Consider the following 11,306-nt stretch of genomic DNA (forward strand, 5'->3'; position numbering starts at 1 on the left):
CAACCCCCTCAGCAGGAGCTCCTCCCTCCCACCCCGAGAATCTCCCGGAGCGTCTCCCTCTGCTCGGCGGTGATCCGACCGGCCTTCGCCAGTTCCTCCACCTCCTCGAAGCACGACGCGATCACCCGGTCCTTCCCCGGGTAGTCCGGATGCCGGGCGATGAGGCCAACCGTCTCGGCCACCCGATCAAACGAGAACCGAACCTCCATCGCCATCCCCCCGTTCATGCGCTGAATCGGAGTTGCATGGATGTGGTTGTCCGAGGTACGCGCCGTCGCTCCCCGTCGTGACGATCAGGTCTTCTGCCTCGTACCGAATGCTTCGGTCTCACCCCGCGACCAAGCGGCTCGTTGGCCATTGCCCCGGGGCCCTCGTCGGCCCGTTTCTGGAAGGACCCTTCCGCGGTCGGGGATGGGTGAGTTAAGAAAACGGGGGGAAATAACGGGGCCTGCTCCCGATCGCATCGATCAGTCGAAGAGGCGGGGCTGGTCCGAAAGGTCGAAGGTCGGCTCGGGCTCCGGAGGTTCGAGCCCGAGATGCCGGTAGGCCGACTCGGTGGCTCGACGGCCCCGGGGGGTGCGGACGATGAACTCGCGCCGGAGCAAATACGGCTCGACCTCGTCGGTCAGCGTGTCGACCGCCACGTTCATTGTCGCCGCCAGGGCCTCCACCCCGGTCGGCCCTCCCCGGAAGACTCGGATGATCGTCTCGATGTAGCGGCGGTCCTGGCGGTCGAGCCCCTCGATGTCCACCTCCTGCATGTCGAGCGCGTCGACCGCGATGGTCCGGGTGATGTGCCCGTCGGCCCGGGCGACGGCGTAATCCCGGACCCAGCGCAGCCGGGCGTTGGCCAGGCGAGGGGTTCCCCGGCTCCGCCGGGCCAGCTCCTGCGAGGCATCCTCGGTGATCGTCGTGCGGAGCTTCCCCGCGTTGATCGCCACGATCTTCGCCAGTTCCTCGACCTCGTAGAACTCCAGGTGCTCGTGCAGGTGGAATCGGTCTCGGAGCGGGCCCGAGAGCATCCCGCTCCGGGTCGTGGCTCCGATGATGGTGAACTTCTTCAGCGGCAGGTTCACCGTCCTGGCGTTCATCCCCTCGCCGAGGACGATGTCGACCCGGAAGTCCTCCATCACCGGGTAGATGAACTCCTCGACCACCCGGGGCAGCCGGTGGATCTCGTCGATGAACAGGATCGACCCGGGCGAGGCGTTGGTCAGGTACGGCAAGATGTCGGCGTTCTTGGCCAGCGCCGGGCCGCTGGTCATCGCCAGCTCGACCCCCAGCTCGTTATGCAGGACCGTGGCGAAGGTCGTCTTCCCCAGGCCCGGGGGGCCGTCGAAGAGGATGTGGGGCAGCGGTTCTCCCCGCTTCCGGGAGGCCTCCAGCGCGATCGAGAGCCGTTCGGCCACGGCCCGCTGGCCGATCACCTCGTCCAGGCGTTGCGGGCGGAGCTTCTCGTCCATCGCGTCGGCCGGCTTGTGGAGCCGGTCGTCGTGGACGTCGTGCCCCCTCCGGCGATCGTCGTCGCCGGGCGCCGGGCCGCCTCCTCCCGTGATGATCGGCTCTCTCGCGCTCATCGCGGTCCCCCCTCCTCGACTCGGACTCGCGCCCGGGGCCTCTCCCGACTCACTTCCCGGGGGCCTCGTTCTGGTAAATCGCCATCAGCATCGCGTCGACGGTCTTGTACTTCTTCTTGCCCGAGAGAGCCTGGTCGATCAGTTGCCTGGCCTGCGCCTCGGAGTGCCCGACCGACAGCAGCGCGTGGTAGGTGTCCCGGATCACGTCCGGCTCGGCGTTGGCGGGCTCGCCGTTCGCTTCGTGGGAGCCGGCGGCGTGGTCCTCGGTCCCCGGGCCGACCATCAACGCGAACTTGCTCACCTTCCGGCGCAGCTTGGCGACGATTCGCTCCGCCGTCGCCTCGCCGATCCCCGGGAACGTGGCCAGCGTCCGGAGGTCCGAGTCCTGGATCATCCTCGCCAGCTCCCGAACCGGCCGGACCATCGCCCGAAGCGCCTTGCGCACCCCGACGCCATCGACCGAGCAGAAGACCTCGAAGAACTCCCGGTCCACCGGAGAGAGGAAGCCGATCAGCCTCGGCCGCATCCTCCCCGACATCTGGTTCCCCTCGATGTCGAACACCGTGTGCAGCACCACCGGCTCGCCCACCTTCGCCTGGAGCTGGCGCCGGGCGTACTCGGGGATGAGCACCTCCAGGTCGAAGAACGGCTCCACGCCGAGGATCAACGACTCCTCCGCCACCGACCTCAAGATGCCCCGGATCTGCGTGATCACGATCGTCGCCCACCTCTCCGGTTCGAGGGCGCGGCCGCCCGGTTCGGGCTTCCGATTGCATTTTGTACACCATTCTGCCGAGTGGGACCCGATCCGACAAGGGGTTCTCGGCGCTTGGGCAAAGATCGAGCGCAAGGCCGGGCAAGGCAACCCGATCGTCAGAGGCGATCGCTCGACCCGAATCCCCGGTCCCCCCGGTCGGTCTGGTCGAGTTCCGCCACCTCGACCGGTTCCGCCAGCCTCACCGACTGGATCAGCAACTGGGCGACCGCCTTCCCGTAGGGGATGCGGACGCTGGCCTCCTCCATCGCCCGCTCGACCCCCTCCTGGGGGCCCGAGGCCAGCGCCCGGAGCACCGGCCCAAGGTTCAAGTTGGTGACGACCACCAGCAATTCCCCGGTGTAGGGCTCGTCGATGACCCCTCCCATCGTCTTCAGCCCGGAGGCGGCCCGCCCGCTCTTGTCCCAGACCAGCGAGACGATCGCCTCCGATCCCGACGGGGGCGATGCCGGCTGGATCGCGATCCCGGTGCGGACCTTGAGGATCTCCCCCGGCCGCACCACCAGGTCGTCGAGGGCGAAGAGGTCCAGCCCCGCATCCCTCGGGGTGTGCCGGGACGGCAGGATCGCGCGATCGTGCAGGCGACGGACGCGGAGTTGCATGGGACTCGTCTCACCAAAAGACGCCACTCGGCCGGCCGGCCGATCAGGTTGACCGACCCCGGAGCCGGCCTACAACACCACCATCCTTGACATCGACGCAACCTGGGCCCGGCGTGTATTCAGAACCCGGAGGGACGCGACCATGGCCGACCCCCAGACCATCCTCATCAACGGAGCAACCGGAGGGATCGGGTCCCACCTGGCACGAATGCTGGTCGATCGCGGCGACCGCGTCGTCCTCTTCGCCCGCCACGAGGAGCCCCTCCGAGCGCTGGCCTCGGAACTCGGCGGCGATCCGGTCGCCCGGCCCGAGGTCGGAGACGCCGGCAACCCCGCCGACCTGGAACGGGCCGTCGCGAACGCCGTCGAAACCTTCGGCCGCCTCGACGGCCTGGCCCATTGCATCGGCTCCGTGGTCATCAAGCCGCTCCACCTGCTCAGCCTCGACGAGTTCGACGCCGCCCTGCACATCAACCTTCGCACCGCCTTCAACGCCGTCAAGGCCGCGTTGAAACCGATGCGGTCGCGGAATTCCGGCGCGATCGTCCTCTTCAGCACCGTGGCCGTCCGGCAGGGGATCAACAACCACGAGGGCATCTCCGCCGCCAAGGCCGGCATCGAGGGCCTGGTCCGATCGGCCGCCATCTCCTATGCTCGGTCCAAGATCCGGTTCAACGCGGTCGCCCCGGGGATGACCGAAACCGGCCTGACCGAGCCCTTGCTCAAGAACGAGGCCTCGCGCCGCTTCAGCGCCACCATGCATCCGCTCGGCCGGATCGGCTCGCCCACCGAGCCCGCCGCCGTCGCCGCCTTCCTCCTCAGCCCCCAGGCCGACTGGATCACGGGGCAGGTCTGGGGCGTCGACGGCGGCCTTGGCGCCGGCGTCTGCCCCCCCCGGCCCAGCACCGGGGCGTGATCCGAGACGATACCCCCGGCGGTCGAAGCCCTCGGACCCGATTCGAGCCCTCTGGCCCACCGATTCCCCCAATGGATGCGCGGACGCTGCTGACTCTCTTCGATGCCATCTTCCTGCTGGCTCTGGCCGCCTGGCTCGGCGCCCTGCTGTTCTTCTCCTTCGGAGTCGCGCCGATCATCTTCCAGGTGCTCGAGGCGGCACAGGCCGCCCGATTCGTCCGGACGCTTTTCCCCAGGTACTACGCCTGGGGGGCGACCTCGGCGACGATCGCGCTGGCCGCCTTCACCTCGGGGGTGCTCGTCTATCCCGAGTTCCGAGGACCCGGGGCGCTGGCACAGATTGTGCTGCTCCTCGGCGGGGTTCTGGGCAACCTCTATTGCGGCAACGTGCTGACCCCCCGGATCAACGCCGCGAGGGACGCCGGACCCGAGCAATCAAGCCGGTTCGACCGGCTCCACCGGAGGAGTGTCCGCATCAATGCCCTGATGCTCCTCTCGAGCGCCGTGCTCGTCGTCGCCCACGCCTGCCGGCCGGATCCGACCGGCCCCGGCGTCTCGGAGCCGTCCCCCGCCGAGCGGGCCAGACGCAGCGTCGATCGCTGGCGGCAGGAGCAGCAGCGGTGGCGATCGGCAAGGACGGCGGCCGGCTCCCCCGCGGTCGCTCCCCTCCGGGAGCCCGAGCCCGAGGGGCCTCGGTCCGGCCTGGAAGCCCCCCGAATCCGCGTCGTAAACTAAATGATGCCGGGCCGTTGGCAGCGTCGACCGCCGAGGACGACCGTGCGACGGCCCCCCGGCGTCCCGGGGGCGATCCCATGATGAAGACCGAAACGAACCGCCGCCCCGCCGTTTCCCCAAGTCGCCGATCCGATCGCTTCCTCGAGGCGATGGCCCCCTTCGATCGCGTCGTGCTCGCCTCTCACATCAACCCCGACCCCGACGCCCTCGCCTCCATGCTCGGGATCCGGGCCGTGCTGGAGCACCGCCGCCCTCGGCTCGAGGTCACCCTGACGCTCGACGGCATGCTCGCCCGGGCCGAGAACCGAGCCATGGTCGAGCTGCTGGAGATCCCACTGGTCCCCATCGAGGATGCCCCCCGGGGAGACGGCGTGGCGCTGGTGATGGTCGACTCCCAGCCTCACACCGGCCGACGAGCCAGCGAGTCGATTACCCCGGTCGCCGTGCTCGACCACCACCAGACCGGAGGGAACCTGGACGGAGTCGCGTTCCTCGACATCCGACCCGACATGGGCGCCACCTCCACCATGGTCGCCGGCTACCTGATGGAGCAGTCGGTCCCCCTCACCCCCCGCCTGGCGACCGCACTGTTCTACGGAATCGAGTCCGAGAGCATCGGCTACCCCCGGGAGGCCGGCCCCGCCGACGACGGCGCCCTCGTCTGGCTCTTCCCTCGGGCCGACAAAGACCTGATGGCCCGCATCCGAAACCCCCGCCTGCCGGTCAGTTACTTCGCCACCGCCCAGCACGCCCTGGCCAACGCCTTCCTCTACGGCCCGCTGCTGGTCTGCTGGTGCGGCCAGGTCCCCCAGCCCGACATCATCGCCGAGCTGGCCGACTTCTTCATCCGCTGCGACCAGGCCCACTGGGTCGTCGCGATCGGACGGTTCCAAGACCAGATCCGGCTCTCCCTTCGCACCGACTCCCTCGGCACCAACAGCGGCGAGGTCCTCCGCGCCGTCGTCGACGGCCTCGGCACCGCCGGCGGGCACGACAAGCGGGCCGGAGGCGCCATCCCCCTCTCCGACCCCTCCCCCGAGGCCATCGACGAACTGCTCCGCCTCATCCGCCGCCGCCTCTTCGAGCAGCTCCAGGTGGCCGAGTCCCCCGGCCGCCGCCTCCTCCCCGCCAGCCCGACGATTCAGGTCCCCTGAGCCCCCCCCGCCGTTCCCGAGCGGCCGATCCCCCCGGCCCGGCCGCTCGGGTCGGCTCCCCGGCCCGCTCGAGCCCGGCGTCGCGCCCCTTGACAATCGGCCCCCGGCTTGGGCACGATCGGTCCCGCGACTGAGATCGAGTCTCAATCTTCCGAGCCTCCGGAGGCCGTCGTGTTCTCGTTTTCCCCCCGTCGTCGCGGCTTCACGTTGATCGAGCTCCTGGTGGTGATCGCCATCATCGGCATCCTGATCGCCCTGCTGCTGCCGGCGGTCCAGTCGGCCCGGGAGGCGGCTCGGCGGATGTCCTGCGCGAACAACTTGAAGCAATTGGGGCTGGGCCTGCACAGCTACGAGTCGGCCCACGGGGCGTACCCGCCGGCACTGGTCGTCTCCGGATCGGGGACCACCGTTTCCTGGTTCGGCGGCTGGAGCGTCCACGGCCGGATCCTGCCCTTCCTGGAGCAGGGGCCGATGTTCGACGCGATCAACTTCGCCACCTCGTACAGCCACCCTCAGAACGTGACCGTCTCGGCCCAGATGCTGGAGGTCTTTCTCTGCCCGAGCGAGGTCAACACCGAGGTTGCCACTCACGGCTTCGGCCTGGCGGGCATCACCAATTACGGCTTCTCGATGGGGGACTGGTACGTCTGGGGAGGCTTCGGCGGCCCCGACAACCGCGCCGCCTTCGTCGTCAACCGCAGCCGGCGGCCGGCCGACTTCCGAGACGGCCTGACCCAGACCCTCGTGGCCTCCGAGGTCAAGACCTATCAGCACTACTACCGGGACTGCGGCGGCCTGGCCCACGTCAACCAGCCCGCCGGCTCCTACCCTCCCGATGCCGACCCCCTGACCCTCGTTCCCGAGTACGGCGGCTCGTGCGGCTCACTCCACTCCAGCGGCCATACCGAGTGGGTCGACGGCCACGTGCACCAGTCCGGCTTCACCACCGCCTGGCGGCCGAATCGAGCCATCCGGTCGGCCGACGGTCAGTTCGACCTGGACATCAACGGCCAGCGCGAGGCACGCGGCGGCCCCACCTTCGCCGCCGTCACCAGCCGCTCCTGGCACCCCGGCGGCGTCAACGCCCTCTTCGGCGACGGCTCCGTCCGGTTCATCCAGGAGACCGTCAACGGCCTCGTCTGGCGCGGCCTCGGCACGATCCGAGGGGGCGAGGTGATCAGTTCCGACTCGTATTGAGACTCAGTCCTGGTTTCCGGGCCGATTCCGCTCAGGAGCCGAGCGCGCTCCCGGGCCTCGGCCCGGGGACCGCTCCCTGTCGGAACAAGAGCTCCGAGTGGTTCAGGACGGACCCGAGCCGGTCCTCCGCCTCCCGACGCCGGTCGCCCGGACCCCAGGCCGCCCCGCACCTCCCCTCGATCGATCGGACGACGCTCCTCGTCCCAGGGGGGCCGGCAGCGCCTCGCCAGGAACCGTTGCACGAGGATCGCTCGGTTCTCGGCCCGGCCGACGGCGCGACCGGCCGCCGCGGCTGCTCTCCGGCGATTCGATCTCCCCCGGCGCCTCGGGGGCCTCCCTCCGGTTACACTGGGGACGATCTCGACACACCGTCCCTTGCCCCCGGTTCGGAGCCCTCCCGTGGACCCCAGGGCCTCCTACGACGAGTTGATCCGACGCTCCCGAGAATGGTCGACGCTCTCCTCCTGCTCCGCGCTGCTCTCCTGGGACGAGCAGACGATGATGCCCCCCTCGGGCTCCTCGTTCCGGAGCGAGCAGCTCGGCCTCCTCGCCGGCCTGGAGCATGACCGAGCCGCCGATCCCCGGGTCGGCGAGCTGCTCGCGATCGTCGAGGGCTCCGACCTCGTCGCCGACCCCGAATCCCCCGAGGCCGTCAACGTCCGAGAGCTGCGCCGATCGTTCGACCGGAAGACCAAGCTTCCTCGTTCGCTGGTCGAGGAGCTGGCCCGGGTCACTTCCCGGGCCCAGCACGAATGGGTCGCCGCCCGCAAGGCCCGCGACTTCGGCCGCTTCCTCCCCTGGCTCGGTCGCGTCCTCTCCCTCAAGCGCCAGGAGGCCGACTGCGTGGGAGCCCCCAGCGGCGACCCCTACGACGCCCTGCTCGACGAGTACGAGCCCGGCGCCACCGCCTCCCAGCTCTCCCGGCTCTTCGACGCCCTCCGAGCCGATCTCGTCCCCCTCGTCGAGGCCATCGCCGGAGCGACCGACCGCCCCGATCCCGCCGTCCTCAAGGGGACCTTTCCCGTCGACCGCCAGAAGATCCTGGGCGAGCTGGTCGCCTCCTCGATCGGGTTCGACTTCGATCGAGGACGGCTCGACACGTCCGCCCACCCCTTCTGCTCCGGCATCGCCCCGGGAGACTGCCGGATTACCACCCGATACCGGCCGGACGACTTCGAGGAGTCCTTCTTCGGCGTCCTCCACGAGGTCGGCCACGGCCTCTATGAGCAGGGGCTCGACCCCGACCGCTTCGGCACCCCGATGGGGGCGTCCGTCTCGCTCGGCATCCACGAGTCGCAGTCCCGCCTCTGGGAGAACCTCGTCGGCCGGGGCCGACCCTTCTGGACTCACTGGTTCCCCATCGCTCGCCGCCTCTTCCGAGACCCCCTCGGCCACGCCGAGTTCGACGCCTTCCACCGCGCCATCAACCGCGTCGAGCCCTCGTTGATCCGCACCCAGGCCGACGAGGTGACGTACAACCTTCACATCATCATCCGGTTCGACCTCGAACGCGCCCTGCTCTCCGGCGACCTCCCCCCCGCCGACCTCCCCTCGGCCTGGGACGAACGCTACCGCCACGACCTCGGCGTCGTCCCCCCCGACGCCTCCTCCGGCTGCCTCCAGGACGTCCACTGGTCCGCCGGCCTGATCGGCTACTTTCCGACCTACACCCTCGGCAACCTCTACGCCGCCCAGCTGTTCGACCGCGCCACCGCCACCCTCGGCGACCTCGACCAGTCCCTCTCCCGGGGAGACGCCCTCCCCTTGCTCCACTGGCTCCGAGACCACATCCACCGCCACGCCCGCCGCCACTGCCCCGCCCTCCTCATCCAGCGCGCCACCGGCTCCCCCCCCGACCCCTCCCCCCTCGTCCGATCCCTCCGGGAGCGTTACGGGCCGGTCTACCGGCTCTGAGCCGGCGCAGGGTGCTGCTGGGTGCGACGATCCCGCTTGGCCCGGAGGGGAGCCCCCTGTCCATTCGCGTGTCCCCGACCCATCAACGCCCGCCCGACGAGTGCTCGGCCGCCAGGACCACCATGACTCGTCGGGAGTGATCCAACAAGCGTCGGAACGAAGCCTCGGAGAATGAGGAGCCTGGAGCGTTCCTGCGATGGATGAACACGACGATCGACTGGCGGGCGATCCGGTCTGGGAGCTGTTCCCCGAGGGCGAGCCGACCGCGACGGCGAGTCGCCTGGGCTGGTGGCGGAAGGCCGTCCCGATCGTTGTGCTCTGCTGGCTGCTCTCTCCTTCGCTGGCGGTCGCGATGGCGAGCGTGGCCGCGTCGATCGGGGAGTTCCGAGCGGCCCGGCGGTTGCGGAGGGCGATTCCCGACCCGGCGGGCGGCGAGATTTGCGCCCTGTTCCGCGAAGCATGGGGGGGCTGGAGGATCGGCGTGACCTCCTTCGCGCTGATGTTCGTCACCCTGGCCCTGGCCGGAGCCACCGGCTGGGAGGGGGATGAACCTCCCCCGGAATTCCTCGTGGCGTCGCTCCTGAGTCTCGCCGGGTTCATCGCGTCGGCCGCCCTGACCGCGGCCGGACTGATCAAGGCGCTGCGATCGGGGATGCGCGTCTGGCTCGGCGAGGGGATCAACCAGGCCAGGACCCTGATGCTCGGCATGCTGCTGGTCGGCTTCACCTGCACCGTTCTCCTGCCGGCCTGCGTCCTAATCCTCCCCGGTCTCGCTCCGTCCGACGGCGGCCGATGGCAAGGCGTCGCGGCCTTCGCGATGATGATCTCCTTCTTGTTCGTCGCTCCTGTCTTGATCCTCGTCCTCCTCGACGGGCTCAGCCGCCGCATTCTCGCCGACCGGCCCGGGAAGTTCGGACCGAAGGCGCCGACCGTGGGGAAATGGGACGTCGGACGATCGGACTGATTCGGATCGACCGGTCGACGGCGCCTCAGGGTGACTGGCGATGGCTCGACCCGGCTCGGCATCGCGTCCGATCCTGGAGTCTCACCGCGGCCGCCCCCCCTCCGCATCGGGAATCTCGCCTCCCGTCCTGACTGGCAAGGCCCGGCGCTTCGATCTTATCGATTAGGCAGCGATCCGCTGGCACCGCGGCCCCCGTCCGTCGACACCCTGGGGCCGATCCTCGCCGGTGGTCAAATGTTCCGGTTCGTCTCCCGTCTCTTTGACAATCGAATCTCGCCATCAGATCGTGCCGATCCGCGCTGGCCCCGATCCGGACGGGAACGCTCGCGCACCGTTGCGGAACGAACCCATTGCGGGCTCGTGGGGATTGATGGAACTCCCATCTCTCAAAAAAGATGGGGCGAGAAGTCGCGGACCCGTCGTCAGCGCACCGGTCGGGGAACCGACCCGCTCCCCGAGGCGTCCTCGGCGTCCGAGGCGGCCCCGGGGAAGGGAGACGGAGCGAGTCGCGCCGTCGCGCGGAACGAACCCAAACGGGTCGCCGTAACTGGAGGCGGCGAAAGCGGTTTCCCAATCTGGCGGCAGCGCACCGGGAGCGCACCGACTCGATCTTGGGTCGGTCCGGTCCGGTCCGGTCCGGTCCGGTCCGGGGCCGTGGTGGTCCGGGGGATCAGCCCTCGTCGGGCTGGAGCTCCTCCCAGAGGGCCCGGTAGTAGCGGAGCAGCCGCTCGGGATCGGGGTTGCCCTGGATCTCGGCGAGGGTGAAGCCCTCGTAGCCGGATTGCTGGAGGAGCCGGAAGAGGGTCTTGTACGGGTAGCCGCTGTGCAGCTCGTTGATGTGGACCATGCCGATCCGGTCGCCGACCATTCGGAAGGCCGGCTCGATCGAGCCGTCGATCAGGTCGGTCGGGTTGGAGTTCCAGCAGACCGTCACGTTCGGGTGGTTGGCGTGCCGCATGATCGTCGCGAAGGCCGGGAACTCGGCGGTCTGGCTCCCGTGCACCTCGACCCGGATCTCGACGCCGAACCCCTCGCCGAACTCGCCGACCTCGATCAGGGCGTCGCCGATCTGGCGGAAGGTCGCCGCCGGGTCGGCCCCGTCGGGGATGCCGTTGGGCCGGACCTTCACGCCGGGGGCTCCCACGTCGTGAGCCAGGCGGATGTACTCCTTGGTCCCCTCGATATTGCGGCGGACCTCGGCCGGGTCGCTGGAGTGGTACTCGAAGGCGCTGCCGAGGCCGACCAGGACGAGCGGGGAATCGTCGAACCGCCGGTGGACCTCCTCCCGCTGCTTCTCGGTCAGGTCGACCTCGACGCCGTGGGCGTGGGTGGTGCGCAGCTCCACCCCCTCGAAGCCGAGTTTGGGGAGCGTCTCGAAGATCGTGTCGAGGTCCCAGTCCTTGGCGATGTTGTACGTGACCGTGCCGAGGCGGAGCATGAGACGACGTTCCCCGGGTTGAGGAGGGCGGATCG

Annotated in this window: 11 protein-coding genes; 6 read left to right on the forward strand and 5 right to left on the reverse strand. The window is 69.6% G+C overall.

The features are described 5' to 3' along the window. Nucleotides 1-8 precede the first annotated feature (8 nt). The 4 genes from TsocGM_RS14825 to TsocGM_RS14840 form a co-directional block, all read right to left on the reverse strand. Entirely contained in the window at nucleotides 9-227 is a 219-nt protein-coding gene (locus tag TsocGM_RS14825) for a hypothetical protein (RefSeq protein WP_126726251.1), read from the reverse strand. 240 nt (nucleotides 228-467) lie between these two features. Continuing rightward, nucleotides 468-1,577 (reverse strand): Holliday junction branch migration DNA helicase RuvB, encoded by a 1,110-nt coding sequence (gene ruvB / locus TsocGM_RS14830; protein ID WP_126726252.1) that lies wholly within the window; start codon nucleotides 1,575-1,577, stop codon nucleotides 468-470. 49 nt (nucleotides 1,578-1,626) lie between these two features. Continuing rightward, the gene (gene ruvA, locus TsocGM_RS14835; protein WP_126726253.1) at nucleotides 1,627-2,292 is read right to left on the reverse strand and encodes a Holliday junction branch migration protein RuvA; all 666 of its coding nucleotides are present in this window, start codon (nucleotides 2,290-2,292) and stop codon (nucleotides 1,627-1,629) included. A gap of 158 nt (nucleotides 2,293-2,450) precedes the next feature. Beyond that, nucleotides 2,451-2,954: a dUTP diphosphatase gene (locus tag TsocGM_RS14840; protein WP_126726254.1), complete on the reverse strand. Its 504-nt coding sequence runs from the start codon at nucleotides 2,952-2,954 to the stop codon at nucleotides 2,451-2,453. Between the two features lie 142 nt (nucleotides 2,955-3,096). Here TsocGM_RS14840 and TsocGM_RS14845 point away from each other — a divergent pair, with 142 nt between their 5' ends. The 6 genes from TsocGM_RS14845 to TsocGM_RS14870 all read left to right on the forward strand — a co-directional run bounded on the left by TsocGM_RS14845 (nucleotide 3,097) and on the right by TsocGM_RS14870 (nucleotide 9,833). Further along, nucleotides 3,097-3,870, forward strand: coding sequence for an SDR family NAD(P)-dependent oxidoreductase (locus TsocGM_RS14845; RefSeq protein WP_126726255.1), 774 nt, complete (start codon nucleotides 3,097-3,099; stop codon nucleotides 3,868-3,870). Nucleotides 3,871-3,941: 71 nt separating this feature from the next. Further along, complete coding sequence (locus TsocGM_RS14850; protein WP_126726256.1) at nucleotides 3,942-4,604, forward strand: DUF4149 domain-containing protein; 663 nt, start codon at nucleotides 3,942-3,944, stop codon at nucleotides 4,602-4,604. Nucleotides 4,605-4,681: 77 nt separating this feature from the next. Beyond that, on the forward strand, nucleotides 4,682-5,758 hold the full coding sequence (locus TsocGM_RS14855; RefSeq protein WP_233578899.1) for a DHH family phosphoesterase: 1,077 nt from the start codon (nucleotides 4,682-4,684) through the stop codon (nucleotides 5,756-5,758). Nucleotides 5,759-5,929: 171 nt separating this feature from the next. Further along, the gene (locus TsocGM_RS14860; protein ID WP_126726257.1) at nucleotides 5,930-6,955 is read left to right on the forward strand and encodes a DUF1559 domain-containing protein; all 1,026 of its coding nucleotides are present in this window, start codon (nucleotides 5,930-5,932) and stop codon (nucleotides 6,953-6,955) included. Nucleotides 6,956-7,354: 399 nt separating this feature from the next. Further along, entirely contained in the window at nucleotides 7,355-8,869 is a 1,515-nt protein-coding gene (locus TsocGM_RS14865; protein WP_126726258.1) for a carboxypeptidase M32, read from the forward strand. A 196-nt stretch (nucleotides 8,870-9,065) separates the two neighbouring features. Then, nucleotides 9,066-9,833, forward strand: coding sequence for a hypothetical protein (locus tag TsocGM_RS14870; protein ID WP_126726259.1), 768 nt, complete (start codon nucleotides 9,066-9,068; stop codon nucleotides 9,831-9,833). Nucleotides 9,834-10,503: 670 nt separating this feature from the next. Here TsocGM_RS14870 and TsocGM_RS14875 read toward each other — a convergent pair. After that, nucleotides 10,504-11,271, reverse strand: a complete 768-nt coding sequence (locus tag TsocGM_RS14875; RefSeq protein WP_126726260.1) for a sugar phosphate isomerase/epimerase family protein — start codon at nucleotides 11,269-11,271, stop codon at nucleotides 10,504-10,506. Between the last annotated feature and the right edge of the window lie 35 nt (nucleotides 11,272-11,306).

The sequence above is a fragment of the Tautonia sociabilis genome (assembly GCF_003977685.1).
GTDB lineage: Bacteria > Planctomycetota > Planctomycetia > Isosphaerales > Isosphaeraceae > Tautonia > Tautonia sociabilis.